The sequence below is a fragment of the Alteromonas sp. AWM4_230 genome, from assembly GCF_056158305.1.
The window spans coordinates 1,672,017-1,695,387 of record NZ_JBSWTB010000001.1; the positions used below are offsets into that span (position 1 = coordinate 1,672,017).

At 44.4% G+C, this 23,371-nt stretch carries 15 protein-coding genes; 7 read left to right on the forward strand and 8 right to left on the reverse strand.

Features of this window, described 5'->3' with window-relative positions:
- Positions 1–100 precede the first annotated feature (100 nt).
- The 4 genes from ACXACS_RS07105 to ACXACS_RS07120 form a co-directional block, all read right to left on the reverse strand.
- Positions 101–1,309 (reverse strand): type II secretion system F family protein, encoded by a 1,209-nt coding sequence (locus ACXACS_RS07105; RefSeq protein ID WP_474805375.1) that lies wholly within the window; start codon positions 1,307–1,309, stop codon positions 101–103.
- A 69-nt stretch (positions 1,310–1,378) separates the two neighbouring features.
- A complete protein-coding gene (locus ACXACS_RS07110) occupies positions 1,379–1,804 on the reverse strand; it encodes a pilin (protein ID WP_474805376.1) in 426 nt (141 codons plus the stop codon).
- Positions 1,805–2,203: 399 nt separating this feature from the next.
- Positions 2,204–3,058, reverse strand: coding sequence for a carboxylating nicotinate-nucleotide diphosphorylase (nadC, locus tag ACXACS_RS07115; RefSeq protein ID WP_474805377.1), 855 nt, complete (start codon positions 3,056–3,058; stop codon positions 2,204–2,206).
- A gap of 32 nt (positions 3,059–3,090) precedes the next feature.
- Positions 3,091–3,609, reverse strand: a complete 519-nt coding sequence (locus ACXACS_RS07120; protein ID WP_474805378.1) for a retropepsin-like aspartic protease family protein — start codon at positions 3,607–3,609, stop codon at positions 3,091–3,093.
- A gap of 212 nt (positions 3,610–3,821) precedes the next feature.
- On the opposite strand from ACXACS_RS07120, the gene ampD reads away from it, so the two are divergent.
- The 6 genes from ampD to lpdA all read left to right on the forward strand — a co-directional run bounded on the left by ampD (position 3,822) and on the right by lpdA (position 12,923).
- Positions 3,822–4,370 (forward strand): 1,6-anhydro-N-acetylmuramyl-L-alanine amidase AmpD, encoded by a 549-nt coding sequence (gene ampD / locus ACXACS_RS07125; protein ID WP_474805379.1) that lies wholly within the window; start codon positions 3,822–3,824, stop codon positions 4,368–4,370.
- A 35-nt stretch (positions 4,371–4,405) separates the two neighbouring features.
- Entirely contained in the window at positions 4,406–5,311 is a 906-nt protein-coding gene (gene ampE, locus ACXACS_RS07130; RefSeq protein WP_474805380.1) for a beta-lactamase regulator AmpE, read from the forward strand.
- A 365-nt stretch (positions 5,312–5,676) separates the two neighbouring features.
- On the forward strand, positions 5,677–6,423 hold the full coding sequence (gene pdhR / locus ACXACS_RS07135) for a pyruvate dehydrogenase complex transcriptional repressor PdhR (RefSeq protein ID WP_014950397.1): 747 nt from the start codon (positions 5,677–5,679) through the stop codon (positions 6,421–6,423).
- Positions 6,424–6,629: 206 nt separating this feature from the next.
- Complete coding sequence (aceE, locus tag ACXACS_RS07140; RefSeq protein ID WP_474805381.1) at positions 6,630–9,305, forward strand: pyruvate dehydrogenase (acetyl-transferring), homodimeric type; 2,676 nt, start codon at positions 6,630–6,632, stop codon at positions 9,303–9,305.
- A gap of 21 nt (positions 9,306–9,326) precedes the next feature.
- Complete coding sequence (gene aceF / locus ACXACS_RS07145) at positions 9,327–11,369, forward strand: pyruvate dehydrogenase complex dihydrolipoyllysine-residue acetyltransferase (RefSeq protein ID WP_474805382.1); 2,043 nt, start codon at positions 9,327–9,329, stop codon at positions 11,367–11,369.
- A gap of 132 nt (positions 11,370–11,501) precedes the next feature.
- Complete coding sequence (gene lpdA / locus ACXACS_RS07150) at positions 11,502–12,923, forward strand: dihydrolipoyl dehydrogenase (protein WP_474805383.1); 1,422 nt, start codon at positions 11,502–11,504, stop codon at positions 12,921–12,923.
- Positions 12,924–13,026: 103 nt separating this feature from the next.
- Here the strand turns inward: lpdA and ACXACS_RS07155 are convergent, their stop codons facing one another.
- The gene (locus ACXACS_RS07155) at positions 13,027–14,691 is read right to left on the reverse strand and encodes a glycoside hydrolase family 28 protein (protein WP_474805384.1); all 1,665 of its coding nucleotides are present in this window, start codon (positions 14,689–14,691) and stop codon (positions 13,027–13,029) included.
- A 257-nt stretch (positions 14,692–14,948) separates the two neighbouring features.
- On the opposite strand from ACXACS_RS07155, the gene ACXACS_RS07160 reads away from it, so the two are divergent.
- Positions 14,949–17,267 (forward strand): GH92 family glycosyl hydrolase, encoded by a 2,319-nt coding sequence (locus ACXACS_RS07160; protein ID WP_474805385.1) that lies wholly within the window; start codon positions 14,949–14,951, stop codon positions 17,265–17,267.
- A gap of 53 nt (positions 17,268–17,320) precedes the next feature.
- Here the strand turns inward: ACXACS_RS07160 and ACXACS_RS07165 are convergent, their stop codons facing one another.
- The 3 genes from ACXACS_RS07165 to ACXACS_RS07175 form a co-directional block, all read right to left on the reverse strand.
- The gene (locus ACXACS_RS07165; protein ID WP_474805386.1) at positions 17,321–18,784 is read right to left on the reverse strand and encodes a CehA/McbA family metallohydrolase domain-containing protein; all 1,464 of its coding nucleotides are present in this window, start codon (positions 18,782–18,784) and stop codon (positions 17,321–17,323) included.
- A 148-nt stretch (positions 18,785–18,932) separates the two neighbouring features.
- Positions 18,933–21,638: a TonB-dependent receptor gene (locus tag ACXACS_RS07170; RefSeq protein WP_474805387.1), complete on the reverse strand. Its 2,706-nt coding sequence runs from the start codon at positions 21,636–21,638 to the stop codon at positions 18,933–18,935.
- A 352-nt stretch (positions 21,639–21,990) separates the two neighbouring features.
- A complete protein-coding gene (locus ACXACS_RS07175) occupies positions 21,991–23,046 on the reverse strand; it encodes a LysR family transcriptional regulator (RefSeq protein WP_474805388.1) in 1,056 nt (351 codons plus the stop codon).
- Between the last annotated feature and the right edge of the window lie 325 nt (positions 23,047–23,371).

Genomic DNA, 23,371 nt, shown 5'->3' on the forward strand with positions numbered 1-23,371 from the left:
TTGTTTATGGACGCCACTAAAAAGCGCCGCCCAAATTGTTGACATTTATAGAGCTAGCAATCGTAAAACAATTAATCACAAAGCTAGCAACATGTGCAATTTATACCACGTTACCCATTTCGAATATAGGCATGTACATGGCCACAATCAAACCGCCGATAACCACACCGAGGACAGCCATGATCATAGGTTCAAGTAAACTGGTTAAACCGTCTACCATGTCGTCGACCTCTGCTTCGTAAATGGTTGCAATTTTACTCAGCATTTCGTCGACCGCGCCCGATTCCTCACCAATGGCAATCATTTGCGTCACCATGTCAGGGAACACTTGGGTAGCACGCATGGCCACATGCATTGGCATACCGCCAGCCACTTCTTTACGTATATACAAAATGGCATCACGATAAACCGCATTGCCAGATGCACCCGCAGCAGATTCTAGAGCGCCGATAAGCGGAACACCTGCTGCAAAGGTAGTTGCTAGGGTACGGGTAAAGCGCGCAATACTGGCTTTTTTAAGTATTTCACCAATAACAGGAATTTTTAAAATATTACGGTCTACGCTATCGCGCAGCTTCTGGCTACGTCTGTGTGCACGCACAAACATAAAGCCTGCTGCTGCCACACCTATGGCGATAAAGATACCGTAGTCTTGCACAAACCGGGAAATTCCCAGCACAAATACAGTAAAGGCAGGAAGCTCAGCGCCAAAACTGCTAAAGATTTCTTCAAACTGGGGAACTACGAAAATAAGAAGAATAGTCGTAACAATAAAAGCAACAACCAAAACTGCGATAGGGTAGAACATCGCTTTTTTGATCTTTGATTTTAGTGCTTCAGCTTTTTCTTTATAGGTGGCTATACGGTCGTAAATAGTTTCAAGGGCACCAGATTGCTCACCTGTGTAAACTAAGTCGCAATACAAATCGTCAAAATAAAGGGGGTGTTTTCTCAGCGCCGAAGAAAGCGGATTACCGGATTTAACTTCTTCAGTAATTTCACCAAGCAGTTTTCGCATTGAAGGATTTGCATGGCCCTGCGCAATCATTTCTAAAGATTGGATAAGGGTAACGCCAGCTGCTAGCATAGTCGCGATTTGACGAGAAATGACAGAAATATCGGCAGGTTTTATCTTTTGTGCACCGCCGAACAAAGGTTTAGCGAGCTTTTTAACTTTATTTGCAGAAATGCCTTGTCGACGGAGAAGGTTTTTGGCTTCTGAGAGTGAGGTTGCAGAAATTTCGCCTTTTCGAGCTTGGCCATGGCGATCTTTCCCTTGCCAAGTGAATACTGTCGCTGCCTTTGCCATACCCAGAACCTTCTGTTGATTAAAACAAAAAAAGCCCAGTAAAACCGGGCCTTTCGGAATAGAAATCTTCTAGCAGATGGTTGCTGGGTCGCACGATGCATTCCAAACTACACGGTTGCCTTCCATTGTTGCATCTAAGGTATAAGTAGCTCCGTCAAGACCAGAGTTAACTGATGAAGTAGCAGTAATGTCACCATCTTCAGTAGTTATAAGAACGGTATTATCAGTAACTCCGTCACCGTCAGCTGCGATGTCTGCTGGAATACCGTTAGCACCGCCAGAGCATCCTTCCAAAGTACCAAGGGTCTGCGCACAAATCTCAACTGCAGTCTTCGCAGCAGCAGTAGCATTAGTCACTTCAGTAAACTTCGCTTTCTGCGTGTAGTTCTGATAAGCAGGCAATGCGATTGCTGCAAGAATACCGATGATTGCTACAACAATCATTAGTTCGATAAGGGTAAAACCTTTTTGGTTTTTGTTATTCATGTTCATCATGGTTTTTCTCCGGGACGTGTATAACACGTAAAGTTTAAAATCTAATTCAAATTGACGTTTATACCCGAGTCGTCCTTTTCAACGCCCCTGGTACTTGTTACTCAGTATAGAATTTTATTTGTTACTGACAAGTATAGGCAAATATACGTATGTCTAGCTTTTGCAGTATGACATGAATAACTGCGCTATGGCAGGCGCGATCACTTGTACTTTCGTATAAAAGTTAATGACTTATCTACGTATATCTATCTATACACAGAAAAACATGACGAGAAATAACTGGGAATGATCGTGAGTTCTAGTATCTTTGATCATACTACAACTCACGCTTTTTGCTTAGCGGCTAACTAAGGTGTTGACACCGAATTAGCTGACTAAAGCGCCTTCTAAACTGCTCTACTACGACAAAGTAATTCGAAGTGACAAATCAATCGCCTGAACATGTTTGGTTAAGGCGCCAGATGAAATGTAATCTACACCTAGTTGTGCAAGTGATGCCAGTCGTTCATCAGTAATGTTCCCTGATACTTCCAGTTTACATTGGCCTTTATTAAGCGCTACTGCCTGTTGGATCTGTTCGTTAGTAAAATTATCCAGCATGACAATGTCGGCACCCGCTGAAAGGGCCTGTTCGAATTCAGCTAGACTCTCAACTTCTACTTCCACTGGCTTGCCCGGCATCATGGATTTTGCTCGACTCACGGCTTTTTCAATATTTCCACAAGAAAAAATGTGGTTTTCTTTAATTAGAAACGCATCGAATAAACCTACGCGGTGGTTTTGACCGCCGCCACAACGTACTGCGTATTTCTGAGCATAGCGCAGGCCGGGTAAAGTTTTGCGGGTGTCTAAAATTTTAGTGTTAGAGCCAGCTAGAAATTTGGCATAAAAAGCCGTCACTGTAGCGGTTGACGAAAGTGTCTGCAGAAAGTTAAGCGCTGTACGTTCGGCGGTTAATATAGCGCGAGCAGAGCCTTCTAAACTAACTAATACCGTTTCTGCATCAACCTTGTCGCCATCTTTCACATGCCAGGTTAGCGACACTGACTCGTCAATAAGCGCAAATGCTTGATTAGCCCAAGCTATTCCGCAAACCACGCAAGGTTCGCGAGTAATAATAGTCGCTTTTGCGGTAACGCTTTCATCTATCAGGTTTGCGGTAATGTCGTTTGCAGCATTTAATTCGCCGCCAAGATCTTCTACAAGTGCGTTTGATACTTGCTCTCGGATCGCCTGCATATCTGGTGATGTCATTTTCATCGCTTTTATCTATGCTATTTATATATTCAAAGGGTACGCAATATTAACCATTCTCCGCGCTGAGTAAACTCTAATTGGCGAAGAACACTCATTCCAAGCAGTATATGGTCATCTTGCATGCCGGGGTTTAAGTTTGCATCTACATTACGCACTACTATTTCGCCAATGCGTAAGGTGTCAATTGTCGATTCGGCAACCCTCACTACGCCATTGGCAGTACTGGCTAAACCCTCTCGTCCTGCTTTTAGTTGAAGCCTGTTCGCTAAGTGTGCGGGGACCGCTACATCAGTGGCACCCGTATCAACAAGAAATACCACTTCCTCACCGTTGATATAGCCTGTTGTTACATAATGCCCTTGGCGGTTTTGCTTAAGGCGTACCTCAGTTTGTGAACCAATACGTTCGGACGTGGGCTCGCTGTTCGGGTTAATTTGTTTTTCAAGTAAGTCAGAGAAGACAAAAACAAGTAAACCGAAACCGCAAATCCATGCAAGGGCGACCATCCATTTGCCCGCTGATGTCGTCGGGTCTTGTTGTTCATTCATGTTTTTACCTTATTGATAACTGCCTAACTAATAGCAGTGATATGTTGCTTTCTATGCAAGCTTTCTATTCAAGTTTTCAAGAGGGCTCTCTATTAAAACAGTGGCTTAAAAAATTGCCCTAGCAACGGCATGCAGCGCTTCTAGCCCTATACACATATATCCCTATACAATGTAGGCTATAAAACAGAAAATCAATTACCGAAGCAAATACTATGGTGCTTTATAACAAAGCGAAGTACACCCAAAGTCCGCATTATGATGCTCGCCCTGACGATACCGATGTTAGTCTTTTAGTGGTACACAATATTTCACTGCCGCCTTCACAGTTTGGTACGCCGGGTATACGACAATTGTTTACCGGCACACTTAACCCAAATGAACACCCGTTTTATAAAGAAATTGCAGGGTTACGAGTCTCAGCCCATTGCGTGATTTATCGAACGGGAGAAATTGAACAGTTCGTACCCTTTGAACAAAGGGCGTGGCATGCAGGTGTGTCCACATTTCAAGGCCGCAGTCGCTGCAACGATTATGCTATTGGCATTGAGCTGGAGGGCACTGATACATTGCCTTTTACCGATGCGCAGTATAAAGCACTTGGCGAGGTCACTGATTTTATTACACGACACTATCCTCGGATCACTTTAGGGCGTATTGTAGGTCATAATGATATTGCGCCGGGGCGTAAAACTGACCCCGGTGTTGCTTTCGATTGGGCAAGATACAGAATGCGCGTTACTGGGTTGAAGAAGGCCGATTAATCCAGGTCGCCAGGAAAAAAGGGAACGCAATACTTATGATGTTAATGAGCCTCTTATTAGTCCTCAGTCTTGAGCGACTGATAACGAAAACACCTAACTGGCATATTGAAAGGTATGCCGCTCAATATCGTGCTTTTCTTCAAGATAAAGGTTTAATCAAATTCCAGGAAACGGATGAGGAAAGAGAAGGTAAGGGAAAGAAGGCATCGTCTACTGCGCTTTATTTCTACCTTCTACTTCCTGCACTCATGCTAGGTGCTATTGAATACTGGATGCTCGGCGCATTCCTTACTTTTATAGAGCAGAGTTTAGTGCTGTTCATATGTATTGGCTGTCCGGTATTAAGAAGCGTTTATAAAAATTTCCTGAATGCTGCCGACCGAGGTGACCTTCAGGCGTGCAGTATGTACACCGACCAATTAGGGCATTGTGCAAGTCAATCAGACAGTGACGGAAGTGCGGGTATAGAAGGCAAAACTTTTGGCCAACACCTTACCTGGCTTAACTATCAACACTATGCCGCTGTGATGCTGTGGTTTATTGCTTTTGGTGCACCTGGCGCGCTGGTTTATAGCTTGAGTCGAAGCACAACCGAGGCATTGTGTGATGCAAATCACCCTTTAAAAGCCGCTGCGGGAAGATTGATGTTTGCGCTTGATTATATTCCTGTTCGCGTTACCGCATTTGGCATGCTGATGATGGGACATTTCTCACGAGCGTTGCCTGAGTGGATTAAGTATGCACTTCAGTTCGATGTACCTGCATACGATGTGCTTACACAAATTTCTTCGAAAGCTGAGATTCTAACGCCTGATGAACAGCAGTTGCAGGCTGAAAATGCAGCAATAGAACCGAAGGTGCTTGTAAAGTTAGCAAAACGTAATGTTATTTTTCTGCTTGTAATAACATCAGCGCTCACGCTTGTAGGCAGTCTTGCATAGTCATTATTTTTAACATTTACTAGCCTACTTGGCTTAGAAGGGCGTTTGGTCTATTTATTAATTGTATGTAGATCAGGCGCTTTGCCCCTATTACTGCATTCTCCCTTCCTCATCAGACCAGTTTGCGGTTACTGATTTTTCTTAACAAATTCAACAATAAAGCTTAACACCCAGCAAAAGGTAAATGCTTTGCTATGCTTGTGAGTATTTACCTCGAAATCGATCTGCCTTAAACTAGATAGGTAAAATGGTATTACCAATTGTGTTTGTGATTAAATATTCCACGATTATTTTTTACATTCACCGCTCTTATAACGTCGCTATTGTTATAGAGCACGGTTTAAATAAAAGGATACGTAGCGCGCATGCGGCAGCAGCGAAAAAAACTCTCTGATGTGATTACCGAGCAACTCGAGTCAATGATACTCGACGGTACGTTATTGGCTGGTCAGAAATTACCGCCAGAGAGAGAGCTTGCGCTTGAATTTGATGTATCGCGACCTTCGCTTAGGGAAGCCATTGGTAATTTACAGGCACGTGGGTTGGTAGAACGTAAGCAAGGCGGCGGTACGTTTGTTAATCGCAACCTTAATTCTGCCATGACAGACCCCCTAATGGACTTAGTCAGCCAGCGTCCTGAAACTCAATTTGATTTGCTTGAATTTCGTCATGCGCTTGAAGGGATGGCGGCGTACTATGCGGCACTTCGTGGTCAACCTGAAGATTACAACGCATTGAAGCAAGCACTGAACGACGTACCTACGCCTAAAGCGCACGAAAGCAAGCGTGCCCAAGCTGAGGCGCTAGGACAGTTTTATATCATTATGGCAAGAGCATCACACAATATGGTGTTGTTGCACGTAATGAGCACCATGCAAAGCATGCTGGTGGACAATATTGAACGAAACTTTGACATGCTGGCAGCGCACCCTGAAGCGGTGGAAGACATTGCTAAGCAGCGTCGTGAAATTGTAGAAGCCATTGCTTCTCGCGACCCTGAAGCTGCGCGTCAGGCATGTAATACGCATTTGGCGTTTATTGAAAAAACGCTTTTAACCATTAATCAACGCGATACCCGTGTACAGCGCGCATTGCGACGATTAGAGATTTAGTTATTTAGCTTCGCTTTTAAAAAAGCTAGATAGCTATTCATTCGCAGAGGCCGGTCAGGTTTTTCCTGTGCCACTGCAAAAGCAGGTGAGCCAGATTGGGTCACTGTGAGTACAACGTAATTTAGTTTTCCTTCTTTTAGCGCCTTTAAGAGTAGAGGCAATGCTAAGGGAGGATTTTCTATATAAGCAAAAAATAGGATGGCACCATGTCTGATATGATGCACCAAGATGTAGATCCTCAAGAAACTAAAGAGTGGATTGATGCGCTTGAGTCGGTTTTAGAAGAGGAAGGCGTAGAACGCGCCCACTATTTACTCGAAAAACTTATTGATAAAGCTCGTCGCAGCGGAGCGCATCTACCGTATGACGCAACTACTGCCTACATCAATACTATCCCTGCAGCACAAGAGCCAAAAATGCCTGGTGACTTGACCATCGAAGCGCGCATCCGTGCGGCAATTCGTTGGAACGCATTGATGATTGTATTGCGTGCATCTAAGAAAGACCTAGAGCTTGGTGGTCACATTGGTAGCTTCGCATCATCGGCTATGCTTTACGATGTTGGCTTTAACCACTTCTTCAAAGCGCCTAACGAGAACCAAGGCGGCGACTTTATTTTCGCACAGGGCCATATTTCTCCAGGTATTTATGCGCGCTCTTACATGGAAGGCAACTTAACTGAAGAGCAGTTAAATAACTTCCGTCAAGAGTGTGCTGGCGATGGTCTATCGTCTTACCCGCACCCTCACTTGATGAAAGACTACTGGCAGTTCCCAACCGTATCTATGGGTCTTGGTCCACTTCAAGCTATCTACACAGCGCGCTTCCTTAAGTACCTAACTAACCGTGGTATCAAAGACTGTTCAGGTCAGCGCGTTTACTGCTACATGGGTGACGGTGAGTGTGATGAGCCAGAGAGCTTGGGTGCAATTGGTCTTGCTTCTCGTGAAGGCCTAGACAACCTAACGTTTGTTATCAACTGTAACCTTCAGCGTCTAGACGGCCCGGTACGTGGTAACGGCAAAATTATCCAAGAACTTGAAGGCACATTCCGCGGCGCTGGCTGGGAAGTTGTGAAAGTTATTTGGGGTAGCTACTGGGATGAGCTACTGGCTCGTGATAAATCTGGCAAGCTTATCCAGCTTATGGGCGAAACGGTAGACGGTGAATACCAAAACTGTAAAGCCAAAGGCGGCAAGTACACCCGTGAAAACTTCTTCAACAAGTATCCTGAAACAGCGGCACTTGTAGCTAACATGTCTGACGACGACATCTGGCGCTTGAACCGTGGTGGTCACGATCCGGTTAAAGTATTCGCGGCTTACCAAAAAGCCATTGATACGAAAGGTCGTCCAACGGTAATCCTTGCTAAAACGGTTAAAGGTTTCGGTCTAGGTGCATCAGGCGAAGCACAAAACGTAGCGCACAACGTTAAGAAAATGGACGTTGATTCAATCAAAGCGTTCCGCGACCGTTTCAATATTCCAGTAGCAGACGAGAAAATTGCTGACCTGCCATACTTCAAGTTCGACGAAGACAGCGAAGAAATGAAGTACCTTCGCGAGCGTCGTGAAGCACTAGGTGGTTATCTGCCTTCTCGCCGTGAACAGGCTGAAGAGCAGCTTGAAATTCCTGAGCTAAGTGCATTCGACGCTATCTTAAAAGGGTCAGGCGATCGTCAAGTATCATCAACCATGACGTTTGTACGTGTACTTAACGCATTGTTGAAAGATAAGAAAATTGGTAAGCGTATTGTGCCAATTATTCCTGATGAAGCCCGTACATTCGGTATGGAAGGCTTATTCCGTCAGGTAGGTATTTACGCCAATGAAGGCCAGAAATACGTACCACAAGATGCCGACCAAGTCGCTTACTATCGCGAAGATAAGAAAGGTCAGGTATTACAAGAAGGTATTAACGAACTAGGTGCAATGGCGTCGTGGGTAGCGTCGGGTACGTCTTACTCAACGTGTAACGCTACCACTATTCCGTTCTACATCTACTACTCGATGTTTGGTTTCCAACGTGTTGGTGACTTGGCATGGGCAGCAGGCGATAGCCAAGCACGTGGTTTCCTTTTAGGCGCAACTGCAGGTAGAACCACGCTTAACGGTGAAGGTCTACAGCACCAAGACGGCCACTCACATGTGCAAGCGAACCTAATTCCTAACTGTATTACTTACGACCCAACGTATGGCTACGAAGTAGCAGTTATCGTTCAAGACGGTCTACGTCGCATGTACGGTAATAACGAGAATATTTTCTATTACCTAACATTGATGAACGAAAACTATCAGCACCCAGAAATGCCTGAAGGTGATGATGTTGCCGAGCAAATCATTAAAGGTATTTACAAGCTAGAGCGTGTTGAAAACGACAAGTCTAAGCTTAACGTACAGCTAATGGGCTCTGGTACTATCTTGAACGAAGTGCGTAAAGCGGCACAGATTCTGTGTGAAGACTACAACGTATCTTCTGACGTTTACTCTGTGACCTCATTCAACGAGCTAGCCCGTGAAGGTCAAGACGTAGCACGCTGGAACATGCTAAACCCAGAAGCTGAGCAAAAAGTACCTTACATTGGTCAGGTCATTACGAAAGACGCAGGTCCTGCGATTTCTGCCACTGACTATGTGAAGAACTACTCAGACCAAGTACGCGCGTTCATCGAAACTGAATACCGCTGCCTAGGTACAGACGGTTTCGGTCGAAGCGATAGCCGTGAAAACTTGCGTACTCACTTTGAAGTTAATGCGTCATACATTGTGGTGGCATCACTTTACGAATTGGCTCAGCGTGGTGACGTTGAGAAGAAAGTGGTAGCAGAAGCCATTAAGCGTTTTGAAATTAACGCTGAAAAACTTAACCCACTTTACGCGTAAGCCAGATAAGGTATTTTACATATGTCAGATATTCAAAAGATTATCGTACCCGACGTAGGCGGTGACGAAGTTGAAGTTATCGAGCTATGTGTTGCCGTAGGCGACAACATTGAGGCTGATGAAGGCGTTGTTACTGTTGAAAGTGACAAGGCGTCAATGGACATCCCAGCACCGTTTGAAGGTGAGATTGTAAGCCTGTCTGTATCAGTAGGCGATAAAATCAAAGAAGGCGATGTGATTGGTGAAATGAAAGTTGCCAATGGTGACAGTGTCGATGAAGGCGCGTCTGAAGAAAACGCTTCAGATGAATCTTCTAAAGAAGATGCACCTAAGCAAGAAGAAGCACCAAAAGACGAAAGCAAGTCAGAGGCAGCACCTGCTGCGTCTGGCGGCAGCGAAGTGATTGAAGTTGCAGTACCGGATATCGGTTCTGACGACGAAGTAGACGTAATTGACGTATTGGTTTCAGTGGGCGACACCATTGAAACAGAAGATGGGCTAATTACCCTTGAAACCGATAAAGCAACCATGGACGTTCCTTCAACACACGCAGGTACGGTGAAAGAAGTATTCATCAGTACTGGCGATAAAGTGAAAGAAGGCACAGTTGTTATTAAGCTTGAAGTAGCGGGCTCAGGCTCGTCTTCAAGTGAATCGGCGTCTAGCGATGCTTCTTCTGAAGCATCTGCATCGGCTGCGCAGGAAAGTTCAAAGCAAGAATCAGCGCCAGCGGCGTCTGCAGGTAGCGAGACTATCGAAGTTGCTGTACCAGACATTGGTGAAGACGGTGAAGTTGACGTCATCGACGTACTTGTATCGGTTGGCGACACCGTTGAAAAAGAAGACGGTCTTATCACGCTAGAAACTGATAAAGCGACCATGGATGTGCCTTCAACACATGCAGGTACGATTAAAGAAGTCTTTATCAAAGCGGGTGACAAAGTTAAGCAAGGCACCTTAGTTGTTAAGCTTGAAACCAGCGGTGGTTCGTCTTCAAGTGCAGCTGAAGCGCCTAAGCAAGAAGCACCTAAACAGGAAGCAGCTAAAAAAGAAGAACCCAAGCAAGCGTCACAGCAAGAAGCCTCGCAAGGCCGTTCTCCTGTGCCGCCAGCGCCAGAAGCTAAGAATACAGGTAAAGCACATGCTTCTCCTTCGGTTCGTCGTATCGCGCGTGAATTTGGTGTAGACCTGACTCAAGTTAACGGCTCTGGCCCTAAAAACCGTATCTTGAAAGAAGACGTTCAAGCCTATGTGAAAGCTGAGCTTGCGAAACCTCGCACAGCAGCAGCTTCAGGCAGTGCGCCAGCAGGCGATAACGTACTTCAAATCGTGCCAGTTAAGCCGGTTGATCACAGCAAGTTTGGTGAGATTGAAGAGCAAAAGCTTTCTCGAATTCAAAAGATCTCTGGACCGTTCTTACACCGTAACTGGGCGACTATCCCGCACGTTACGCAGTTCGACGAAGCAGATATCACTGAAGTTGAAGACTTCCGTAAAGAGCAAAACGCTTACCACGCGAAAATTAAGTCTGGTCTTAAGATCACGCCATTAGTATTCGTTATGAAAGCGGTAGCGAAAGCCCTTGAGAAATATGAAGTATTTAACTCATCACTGTCTGACGACGGCGAAAGCTTAATCATCAAGAAGTTCATCAACATTGGTATTGCGGTTGAAACACCGGGAGGCCTTGTTGTACCTGTTATTCGCGATGTGAATAAGAAAGGTATTGAAGAGCTTTCTCGTGAGCTTATCGAGACATCTAAGAAAGCCCGTGAAGGCAAGCTTAAAGCGGCCGACATGCAGGGTGGAACGTTTACCATCTCTAGCCTAGGTGGTATTGGTGGCACGGCGTTTACGCCTATTGTAAATGCACCAGAAGTCGCCATATTAGGTGTATCTAAGTCTGAGATGAAGCCTAAGTGGAATGGTAAAGAGTTTGAGCCGCGCCTAATGGTGCCGCTAAGCCTGTCTTATGACCACCGAGTGATCGATGGTGCGGTAGGTGCAAGATTCTCTACTGAGGTTGCTGCCAACCTAACTGACTTACGCAGAATCATACTTTAAATAAAAGGCCGAAAAAATTTACAATATCAGTAACATTTTCGATGATTTTATCAGCCTTTTTGACGGCATTTAGGTTATGCTATTACACAAAAGTAATAGCATGACCCTACAAGAACAGGATTGAGGTTCACAATGAGCGAAATTAAAACGCAATTGGTGGTACTGGGCGGCGGCCCTGGCGGTTATTCAGCAGCATTCCGTGCGGCTGACTTAGGTATTGAAACAGTTATCGTAGACTCACGCGACACGCTTGGTGGTGTTTGTCTTAACGTTGGTTGTATCCCTTCAAAAGCCCTTCTTCACGTTGCTAAAGTGATGAAAGAAGCGAAGCACCTTGCTAGCCACGGTGTATCGTTTGGCGAGCCTACCATCGATTTAGATAAAATCCGCGAATACAAAGACGGCGTTGTTAAGCAATTAACAAATGGTCTTAGCGGTATGTCTAAAATGCGTAAAACCAAGCATGTACAAGGCTTCGGTAAATTTACAGGCGCAAACACCCTAGAAGTAAAAAATGGTGACGACGTTACTACTATTACTTTTGAAAAAGCGATTATCGCTGCGGGTTCTGAGCCAGTAAGCCTACCGTTCATCCCAGAAGATGACCGTGTAATTGACTCAACTGGCGCACTGGAAATGAAAGACATTCCAGAGAAAATGCTAGTACTAGGCGGTGGTATCATCGGTCTAGAAATGGGTACTGTGTACGAAGCACTTGGCTCGAAAATCGATGTAGTTGAATTCTTAGATCAGCTAATTCCAGCCGCTGACAAAGACATCATGAAAGTGTTCATGAAAGACTACAAAGACAAGTTTAACATCATGCTTGAAACTAAAGTGACTGCGGTTGAAGCAAAAGACGATGGCTTGTATGTAACATTTGAAGGTAAGAACGCACCTGCTGAGCCAGTGCGCTACGACAAAGTACTTGTTGCTGTTGGTCGTAAGCCAAACGGTAAGCTAGTTGGCGCAGATGCAGCTGGCGTAAACGTTGATGAGCGTGGCTTCATCAACGTTGATAAGCAAATGCGTACTAACGTTGACCACATCTTCGCAATCGGTGACCTTGTAGGTCAGCCAATGCTTGCGCACAAAGCGGTTCACGAAGGTCACGTTGCAGCAGAAGTTATTGCTGGACAGAAGCATTACTTCGACCCACGTGCTATTCCTTCAGTAGCGTACACTGAGCCAGAAGTTGCTTGGGTTGGTCTAACTGAAAAAGAAGCGAAAGAGCAGGGCGTAAGCTATGAAACAGCAACCTTCCCATGGGCTGCTTCAGGCCGTGCAATTGCATCTGATGCAACTAACGGTATGACTAAGATGATCTTCGATAAAGAAACGGGCCGCGTAATCGGTGGTGCTATGGTAGGTACCAACGCGGGCGAAATGCTTGGCGAAATTGGCCTAGCTATTGAGATGGGTGCTGATGCTGAAGACGTAGCATTAACTATCCATGCTCACCCAACGCTTAACGAATCAATTGGTCTTGCGTCTGAAATCTTCGAAGGAAGCATTACTGACCTGCCAAACCCGAAAGCAAAGAAAAAGAAGTAAATTAGCTTCTTTATAAGTCACTTTAAAAACCCGCTTTTAAGCGGGTTTTTTGTCTATACCAGTCCGCATAGATAATTACCCACTCAATTCAGTATCGCTATGTTCAGTCTTTCGAATAAAGAATAGAACTGGAAGATAAAGGAGCCAACTGTTGGCTATTATCTAGGGCCGAAATACGATTCGTTTCCACCTCTTTGGCATTATGCAGTACTATATGAATGTCGTTATCATCATGCAGCGCCACATTAGATAGGTTTACGCCGTTTACATCATCAAACACCATTGCAGGTCTAAAATCATACGCTCTGGTTTTAAGTGAAATATCCTTGAGCGTTATCCCTTTTACGTGTCTTACAAAGAGCCCCCAGCTAGGAAGTTCGCCAAACATGGTATATTCGGGGTAAGCATCGCGTTCTTGTGGTACTAGGAATAGTTGGTCATGGGGACGGTATGCTAAACCTTTGTTGGCTCTTCCAGGATAGCTAATGGTGATCTTTTCAAGAATAACGTTTTCTACAAACGCGTCCGGTAAACCCGTAATTGAAGCAGGGATAGGATTGAAGAACGCGTTTAACCCAGGCCCTCGCAAATCGTAGTCAATATCGGCTCTATCAAAACTAATTTCCGCATTTACGTTGCTGATCACCACATTTTTTATTTTGCCTAGCGGTGTATCTTTAGGCACGTCTCTATTGCGTTGCCCTAGACGTATAAAAATAGCGCATCCCACATTTTTTGCATCTACGTTTTTCACACTGACATTTTCGAGAATTGCGCCGTCTACAGTTTCAAGCGCTATTGCACTTCTGTAGGTGTCAAATACAACAATGTCTTCAATTTTTACATTGTGAAAACCATTTTGACTTTCCGTTCCAAATTTAATGCCGTTAGAGCTAGAACGCAGTGTGCAATTGCCAATGTAAACATCGTTGTTGCGCATATTTTGCTTGGTTGTGGATTTAAGGCAAATCGCGTCGTCGGCAGCATTAACAAAGCAGCCAGTAATGCGGACATGCTCACAGTCATTGATATCAATGCCATCGTTGTTCCAAAATGCGTCGCTTTGAACCACAATATTGTCAATGTGTAAATCGCGGCATGCTGCGTAGTGTTGAACCCATGATGCGCCGTTTTGAACAGTAATATCGTAAATTTTTATCTGGTTACACGAATGCATTGCAATTACATTGGGGCGATGGCGAGAGCGATTGCGACGTGCATTAAAATCTTCTTCGATGCGCTCTTTGGCGTGATGAAGCCGATTTATATTTAATGCTAACTTACGGCCTTGAGCATTGATGGTTCCTTGGCCAAATATACCGATATTGTCGCAATCATGTGCTTCGATTAGCGCGTGAACCTTACCATCGTCAGTTTCATAGTGTCGTATGTCAGTACTACCGAGCAAGACAGCGTCTTTATCTAGCTCTAGGCTTATGTTGCTCGACAAGTGAAGTGTTCCTGAGTAATAGATACCTGCTGGTAACCAAACCACACCCGGTTCGCCACTATCAATCACCGCCTGAACGGTTGCTTGAATGGCGCCTGTATCTAAAGACTGACCGTTTCCTGTTGCACCAAAGTCCTTTACGTTGAAACGTTTACCTTTTTGGGGAGGTTCACGCCTACTCGGTTTTCGTGTTGCGTTAAATTGCTCGTAATATTGATTGAGCATTTTTGCATTCAAGGCGTGTGAAAAGCACGAGGTTACAGCTATCGTCGATAGTGCTGTTTTGATAAATTTTCGTCTGGATAGCGGAGCAAACATAGCTAACAATCCTTTTTTCTTTGTTGGGGTTGTCGAGCGCCGCTAAAAATAAACGGAAAGAATCGACAACGTCTAATTCAGGTCTTTCTAAAGCGTAAATATCTGTTACGTTTTAAATTTTCATAATAATTTCATGGTGTTGATTCTAAAATTAAGAATAAATACTTAAGGTCGTAAAGACGTTACTTGAAATTTGACACCGGTGTCAATAGCGTGTTAAAAAAACGTTATAAGAAAATGATTAACAGGATCTTGTTTTGTCTAATAAGTACTTAAAAGCTGCTTCGACGAAGCTCTTGCTAAGAACGACGCTATTATTATTGTTTTGCCTACCTTTATCGAAAGGGTACACGAAGGATAGTAGCTATCATCAATACATTGACCCGTTTATTGGCTCTGAAGGATTGGGAAATGTATTTGTTGGCCCAAGTACACCTTTTGGAATGGTTAAGCCTGGGCCTGACATTGGTACCCACAGTAATAGTGGTTACGATCCGGATTTAACAAAATCGTTGGTCGGCTTTAGCCAAGTACATGTTAGCGGAACCGGTGGTGGCCCTAAATATGGAAACATTTCCGTTATGCCGTTTTCGGGTAATGTTGAGTCAATCGACCAGCGCAGTTTACGCAAGAATGAGCAAGCTCAAACGGGGTATTATGCAACAGTACTGACTAAGTGGGATATAAAAGCTGAACTGACCACAGCTGAGCGCGCCGCGTTTCATCAGTACACCTTTCGAGATACCGCTTACAATGCCATAAAAATTGATGGAGGTTTTTTTCTAGGGGAAAACCCTGTGCCAGATGCCCGAGAAGCACAGCAGTTCGTCGGGTCAGAGGTTGACGTTTTATCTTCCACTCAGATTCGAGGATATAGTCGTATCCGGGGTGGCTGGAACAATGGTAGTGCCTATACGGTTTATTATCACGCAGAATTAGACCAACCTTGTGATCGTTTTAGTACATTTAAAGGCGAAACTTTATTTCCCTCTGTAAATAAGCAATTTGATTCCGGCGAGAAAACGGGGGTGCTTTGTTTCTTCACTGATCATCAACGAAAAACAGTTAAGATGAAGATAGGCATTTCATTTATTAGTGAAGCTAAAGCTGCGGAAAATTTAAAAAATGACATACCTCACTGGGACTTTAACTTAGTGCGTCAGCAAGCTGAGCAAAAGTGGGAGAGGTTGCTGTCTAGGATCGAATTAGATTCGACAGCGAGTCTTGAGCAGCGAAAGATGTTTTACACGGGTCTTTATCACACAATGTTAATGCCTGTAGACCGCTCAGGGGAAAATCCTTTGTGGACAGCCACGCCATACTATGACGATTTTTATGCTATTTGGGATACGTTTCGCACGTCCTCCCCCCTTCTTACAATCATCGATCCCGAGCGCCAAGCCGATATCATCAACGGCATGTTAAATATCTACAAGTATGACGGGTATTTACCAGAGGGGCGAAGTGGAAATACTAATGGCCGCACCCAAGGGGGCTCTAATGCGGATATTGTCATTGCCGACGCCTACGTTAAAAATCTTCGAGGGGTAAATTATCACCTTGCCCTTGAAGCTATGATTAAAAATGCCACTGTTGCACCGGGCGGAAACAGTGAAAAAGAGGGGCGCGGTGGTTTGCCAGACTACAATCGTCTCGGCTACGTTTCTACTGATTATGTGCGCGCGGGAAACAGAACATTAGAGTACGCCTATAACGATTTCGCGCTGGCTACGGTGGCTAAAGGGTTGCATCGAATGGGGGAGTATTATCGCTTTATAGAACAGGCCAATAATTGGCAAAACCTGTGGCGCAATATAGAACATGATGGTGCACGTGGTTTTATTATGCCAAAAGATGTTAACGGAAAATGGATAGACGAAATCCCGTGTGACATTAAAGATGGTGTGGCCACGCGCGTTAGCTATACGCCCATTGCACAAGACTGGCCTAACTGCGTGTGCTGGTGGTGCGGTTTTTTCTACGAAGCGAGTTCGTGGGAATACTCGTTTTATGTTCCGCATGATATTGCTGCAATCATAGAGAAAAGCGGCGGCAGCGACGCTTTTGAATCTCGCTTGAACACATTCTTTGAGCACAATTATTACAACGTCGCTAATGAACCCTCATTTTTGACGCCCACGCTATATCACTGGCTGGGTAAACCTCATTTGAGTTCAGACAGGGTGCGCAAAATAGTCCAAGAGCATTATTCTAGCAAGCGCGATGGCCTACCTGGTAATGATGACTCTGGAGCAATGTCGTCGTGGCTTGCTTTTCATATGATTGGGCTTTTTCCAAATGCAGGGCAGCCTTACTATTTAATTAATTCTCCACAAGTGAAGTCGGCAACGTTGCATGTTGAAGGAGGCAATATCTTTAAAGTGATCACAGAAAATTACAGCGAAAAAAACCGGTATATCGTTTCTGCCACCTTAAATGGCAAGCCATTTCACAATACGTGGATAAACCACTCTGAAGTAATAAAAGGGGGAGAATTAAGATTGAAAATGGCAGCAAAGCCTTCGAATTGGGGAGAGGGCAAGTTCCCGCCCTCACTATCCACCACTCAGAAATAGTCAAAACCAACGCCTGCACGTACCTTTAATACTGGTGCGTGTCGGCCGCTAAATCATTCCTTTACGCTAATAAACACAGGGTTGCTGTAAAACCATAAATCAGTCCAGGGATCTTCTCCTGCCGTGTCTATCTGTGGTTCCAATTCATTCTTATTATTAGTACCTCTGATGCGAACATACTGTGCCTGTTTTACCGCTTCAATGTCCATCTTTATCGTACGAAACTGTCCATCCACATACCAGTCTTTTGATGTAAAGCGATGAATTACTGGGGACGGCGCTGCAGCAACGTCGCTATTGATCATGCCAATAATCACGTCTACCCGTTCTACACTGGGGTTTTGACGGCCAAAATTAAGGGTGTCAGGGTCGCGAAATTTGATTTCTATAGAGCTTGTTTCGCCTGATTTTAATTCTATGGTTTCCCCAATATCTGCGGATTGGCCCTTTTTATTACTGACTTTAACCGAAAGTGAATCAATTAAATCTCCGGTAGTTGCAAACATTTTCCCTGCTCGTATCGCCTGCATTATGTCGTCGTACTGTTTTCTCGCGAACACATAGGTTTTTGAATATTCACCAGGCCAAAAGTCGGTTCGCCCCTCTGTGTAGTGCATATGGCTATCAGAAGTGGCTGTTATCCACCAGCGTCTGCCTTCACTCAACAGACTGTCCCATACGCCGCCGACCACTGCCGTCATCTGATCAAAACCACCCATTGTTGGAAAGTCGTTATATCCGCCCCTTAATCCACTCTCTCGAATGGAGCCGTCGGGGTTGAGTGCGTTGGCTTGGTGGCCGGGTGCGCCTTCCATGCCAATAACGACATCAGGTGCAGTGTCTTGCCATTTTCTTAGTTTTTGAGGCGTGACTTTTTTAAAACTAGAGAGCTTTTCAGCCAAGCGAGCCGGGTGATTTACAATCAAAATAGGTGGTTTTTGTTCTTCCTCCATTGCTCTGAGCGCTTGAAGCATAAACTCATCGGTATCTCTAGAGGCGGTGTCAGGCTCAATTTCCCTTCTATTAAACTGCGACTCTAACCGGAAAAGCTGTTCTGCTTCAGTCTCGCTATAAGGGATAATTAAGCTGCAGTGACGAGCGCCAGGTGTGTCGAACTCCATGCCGTAAAACTGTAAGACCTCAGGTGTCGCTTTTCGCGAAGCGACAAGCTCTGGATAGGCGTGTTCTAAGTTAACGGAACTGTGCCCAGGACCACCATGATCTGTGGTCACCATCCAGCTCAAATTATGATGCCTCGCCATTTGTGCGTATAGCGCAGTGGCGTACTGCGCATCGCCCCGCAATATAGGTGTTGGTGGAGTCGTGCTCCAGTCCCATCTAGCACTGTATTTACCATGGATATGATGATCGCCCGCAAGCCATGCTGTCGTAGGCTCTGCTTCTGCTAGGGAACGGCTTGATGCAGACGCATTGTGCGTTTTGCTGTGGGAAGTTTTACACGACACAGTGAATAAAGAAGTGAGTAGTATAATGAAGTAAAACAAAGGGTAGCGCATTGGAAGGGCCTTTAACGTTCGTTGCGAAAAAAGTAGTGCGGTTTAGAGATGCAAAAAGGGAAGCATAAATCAACAGCTCTACTAAAACTACAAATAGAAAAGGCGCCGGAAAACAAGGCGCCTGTCATCGTTAATTATTTATAGCTAACTAAAATCTATAGGTAGCACCTGCCATAAATGTTCTTCCGCTGGTCGTTGTGTTGTACTGACGGTCACTGGAGTCACTGTATTGTATTTCTTGTTCATTCGTTAAGTTAATTCCCTCAATGTTTAACTTAAGCGACTCGTTAACTTGATAGAATGCTGAGAAGTCCACATAGGTTGTTTCGTGGAATCCGCGCTCATCTTCATCCCCAAGACCCGCTTCTACGCTACTGATATATCTATCTCGGTAGGCTGCTGAAACGCGCGCTCCCCATTCGTCAGTCTCGTAATAAAGAGTTAAGTTATAGCTGCTTTTCGATAAGCCTTGAAAGGCTTTAATTTGATCCTCGCCACTTCCTTGCACATTTCGATACGTGCTGTTGCCGTCTGCCCACGTATAGTTGGCAATTAAACCAAAGTTCTGGAACGGCTCAGGTAAGAAATCGAAGTCACGTTGGAAAGCGAGTTCGAAGCCTTTGATGGTCGATGAATCTGAATTTTGAGGGGTCGTCACGTTAAACTGCGTAGTTGGCGTTCCGCCATTTGGCAATAAGCTATTTGGCAACGATAGTTCTTCAAGGGTTTTTGTTTGTTCTGCAGTTTCAGTGACAATAAAGTCTTTGATATCTTTATAAAAAACCGCGACAGAAAAGTAACCTACACCGTCAAAATAAGACTCCAAGGAGGTATCAATGTTCACAGAAGAGTAAGGCTCTAAGCTGGGGTTGCCGATAGTAACTGAACCAACATCTCCCTCAGATAGCGTAGCTTGCGATACATTTGCAGATACTGATAAGGCACTTAAGGAAGGACGCGTCAGATTTTTACTTGCACTAAAGCGAAGTAGCACATCTTCACTCACTTCATAAACCACATTGAGTGTTGGCAGAACGCCGGAATAGTCACGAACCATGGTAATATCTTCACCGCCAGAGATACCCTTTGAGGTCAATTCAGTATTGTAATAGCGAAGACCCACGCTTCCTCTAAAATTGGCGTCGTTTAGCATACTATCCCAGCTATACATACCATAGAGGGCTTGGGTTTGTTCTTCTACATCGTATGCAAATGTACTGACAACCTTATCTTCACCTAATGAAAGATCAGAAAGACCATAAAATTCTTGTATCTTCGCCATATCAAGCTCGAGCCAATCTTGATCTGGGTGGTCTGAGTAAACGTTGGTAACATCAGATGAAATTGTGGTTACACCGTTGTTAAGTGGGGTTTCTTTACTCTGAACATAACCTGAATCTTGTCTACGTTCGCCCGTGTTCGAGAATTTTTTATAATTGGCGCCGAAGCTAATGGTTCCTGTATCGCCAACGAAGTACTTAAAATCTACTTTGGCATTGTCGAAATCGTTTGTGATGTAGTCTTCTTGGAAATACAAATCTTTAACTAGCCAGCCTTCAGGGGAAGCAGGGTCAAAGTCATACGTATTTACACCGTAAAAGCGGTCTTGAGTAAAATCGGTTGTTATACCGCTGCCAGGTCGCATAAGGTTGGCTTTGTTGACCTTGGGCTGGTCGTAGTCAGAAGAACTTGTACCAATCTGTACGTTTGCTATGAAATCCTCTGAGATGTTCCAGTCAACACTGAAAGTTAGTTGAGTGAAAACAGACTCATTGTAATCTTCTCGAGACTCTGTTCTTATCGTGGTATCTGAATAACGTCCAAAAACGACTTCTTTATCGCCATTGTTGTCAATGAACTCTAGCTCCTCCACGCGCCCCAACGCCGTACTGCTAGAACCCCCGGTCGAAATGTGGTGCTCATCAAGCGTATTGTTTAGCTCACCGCGCAGAAAATCTAAGCTTATATTTAAATCATCAGAGGGGCGATATTGCAAAGACGCCGTTATACCTAAGCGCTCTTGTTGGTTATTCCATACTGAGTATCGATTTCCTCTCGAAAACCATAGTTCACCTTCTTCGAGTAATTGAGCAGTATTGGCATCTAGACTCTCACTATAGTTTGACGTGCTTCTCTTACGCCATCTATAGGTGTTGTAGCCAAATTCGCGCGACTCTCGTGTGCTATAAGCTACTGACGCTAGCGCACCGAAGTTATCCCATGTGTTGGACAGCATCCCAACTAACCGATTATCAAAGTTATCGGTATTGGTGTTGGTGCCACCTTGAACGCCCACTACGCCTTTCATTCCAGAGAAGTCGAAAGGTTTCGCGGTTTTTAAGTTAACTGTACCGCCTATACCGCCTTCTTCTATTTCGGCTGAATACGACTTTTTAACATCGATTTGATTAAAAAGTTCTGAAGCAAAGATGTTAAAGTCGAACGCGCGCGAGCGGGTTACAGCCCCGCGACTGTCCATGGGAGACGACGAAGACCCTAGAGCCTCCATGCCGTTTACTTCAACACGTGTGAATTGGGGCCCCATCCCTCGAAGTGATATTTGACGACCTTCACCGCCTTCTCGAGTAATAGCAATGCCCGGCACGCGCTGTAAAGAGTCTGCCAAGTTTAAATCAGGAAAGTCTGCGATGTCTTCTGCAACAATAGAATCTTGTGCAACCAAAGATTCTCGTTTTAAGTCTTTAGCTTTAATTACTGCGCTTCGAAAGCCTTGAACTTCTACTACTTCTATTGATTCTTCATCGCTTTCTTGAGCATAAACAGGTAAAACATAAAGTGTGGATAGCGCGTGAGCAACGCTCAACGCGACAGCGGTTTTTACGGTCTTATTCATTATTATCTCCCATTAACATTTCAGCAACATGAATTTACAAGGTTTATGACACCGGTGTCAATTGCTGGTTTGGGAATTTTTACATTTTTTTTATAATTAAGTAACGAAGCGGCATATTTGGGTTGCAATTAACTCAAAGAAGAACTTTGGTTACAGAATGTATGACATGTTCTGCAGAAATTATTCATTACAAGGTTCGGAAGGCAGCTATAAACTAGAAAAAGTGTTACTTCTAAGAGCCATTGACACCGGTTGCATTAAGGTTGTTATGGGATGGTCTCGATAGGCACATATGCCAAACTACGTATGCTAGAGTGAATAGGCTAGTGGTAGAACAGCTTAGTTAATATTTCTACCCTAACTCTGGTACTTCAACAGCTATTTTCTGTGTATCCAAGTGGGCGGGCATAAATTCTTCACAGTCCATATTACGCTGGTCCATAAAGCGCTTAACCGTTTCAGCGCAGTAAGCTTTGCGGCAGCATTGAGACAGCAGCATTTCATGACGCTGCACGCGTTCGCGAATAAATTTTACTACTAATCCTCTTAACCATTGCAGGCCTGCATCTTGATCCTGACGTTTGTGCCACATTACAGATAGCGGAGAGCTAACAATTTCTATTGGTGTTTCAAACACTGCCAGTTCACCTGAGAATATTTCTTTTTCCATTACCAAAGATGGTGCTACACAAATAAGGTTGCTTTCTTTTAATAGCGGTGTGGCGTTATAAAATTGGTTTACGGACATGGCTACACGGCGCTTAAGGCCTAAATTTGCCAGCACTTGATCTGTAGGACCCGTCACATCGCCTGTAACAGAAACCAGAAGGTGATCGGCAGCGACAAAGTCTTCTAACGTTAGTTGAGATTTGGCTAAAGGGTGATCGGGGCGCATTACCACAACCCAGCTTGGGTCGAGAACATGTTCGGCACGAATAACAGAGCCAGGCTCCTGATATTTAGAGAAAGTGAGCTCTGCTTCAGCATCTTTGAGTATTTTATCGGTTTCCATGTCGTAATTAGGAATGGCATGGATGTTAATACCAGGCGCTTCATTCTCAATAACTTTGCGTAGCGGGCCCCACACCATAGACACAATGCTATCAGTTGCTGCAATACGAAAAGTGCGCTTTGCCGTCGCGGGGTTGAAATCACTCGGGTTAACGGCAACTTCAAGCTCGCCTAGAGGGCCTTGTATTTGACTCCAAAGATTTTTAGCGAAAGATGTAGGCTGAATACCTCGCCCATCTTTAACAAACAGCTCGTCATTCCAAGCGGTGCGCATCCTAGATAGCGCATTAGAGACCGCAGGTTGCGTCATAGATAACCTGTCAGCAGCTCGGGTTATAGCACCCTCGGTCATGATGGCATCAAAAATCATCAATAAATTTAAATCATGTGGACGCATTGTTGTCTCCGGCGCTCATTACCTATCATCTACATTCATCTATCAATTAATGAATCAATATAATTATAGGTTTTACTTTAATGACACTATTTAGTTATAGATTATAGCTAAACGTATTTATTTTCTATATGAATACGACGAGCGACGCCTGTATATTATGACGCCGCAGCCCTTTATTTACCTAAGCTTCGGCTTTTCTTACGGATTTTTGGGTTTTCTCTATAACAAAGCCCTTCTTATTTTTAGAAAAGCGCTCCACTCATTCGACATATAATATCAACGTATAACATCATGTGATGTGTTTCATATAAAAATATAATTATTT

Excerpts from the sequence above, each read along its gene's own strand:
- ACXACS_RS07105 (WP_474805375.1), bottom strand. The coding sequence starts at position 1,309 with ATGGCAAAGGCAGCGACAGTATTCACTTGGCAAGGGAAAGATCGCCAT.
- ACXACS_RS07110 (WP_474805376.1), bottom strand. The coding sequence starts at position 1,804 with ATGATGAACATGAATAACAAAAACCAAAAAGGTTTTACCCTTATCGAA.
- nadC (WP_474805377.1), bottom strand. The coding sequence starts at position 3,058 with ATGACATCACCAGATATGCAGGCGATCCGAGAGCAAGTATCAAACGCA.
- ACXACS_RS07120 (WP_474805378.1), bottom strand. The coding sequence starts at position 3,609 with ATGAATGAACAACAAGACCCGACGACATCAGCGGGCAAATGGATGGTC.
- ampD (WP_474805379.1), top strand. The coding sequence starts at position 3,822 with ATGGTGCTTTATAACAAAGCGAAGTACACCCAAAGTCCGCATTATGAT.
- ampE (WP_474805380.1), top strand. The coding sequence starts at position 4,406 with ATGATGTTAATGAGCCTCTTATTAGTCCTCAGTCTTGAGCGACTGATA.
- pdhR (WP_014950397.1), top strand. The coding sequence starts at position 5,677 with ATGCGGCAGCAGCGAAAAAAACTCTCTGATGTGATTACCGAGCAACTC.
- aceE (WP_474805381.1), top strand. The coding sequence starts at position 6,630 with ATGTCTGATATGATGCACCAAGATGTAGATCCTCAAGAAACTAAAGAG.
- aceF (WP_474805382.1), top strand. The coding sequence starts at position 9,327 with ATGTCAGATATTCAAAAGATTATCGTACCCGACGTAGGCGGTGACGAA.
- lpdA (WP_474805383.1), top strand. The coding sequence starts at position 11,502 with ATGAGCGAAATTAAAACGCAATTGGTGGTACTGGGCGGCGGCCCTGGC.
- ACXACS_RS07155 (WP_474805384.1), bottom strand. The coding sequence starts at position 14,691 with ATGTTTGCTCCGCTATCCAGACGAAAATTTATCAAAACAGCACTATCG.
- ACXACS_RS07165 (WP_474805386.1), bottom strand. The coding sequence starts at position 18,784 with ATGCGCTACCCTTTGTTTTACTTCATTATACTACTCACTTCTTTATTC.
- ACXACS_RS07170 (WP_474805387.1), bottom strand. The coding sequence starts at position 21,638 with ATGAATAAGACCGTAAAAACCGCTGTCGCGTTGAGCGTTGCTCACGCG.
- ACXACS_RS07175 (WP_474805388.1), bottom strand. The coding sequence starts at position 23,046 with ATGCGTCCACATGATTTAAATTTATTGATGATTTTTGATGCCATCATG.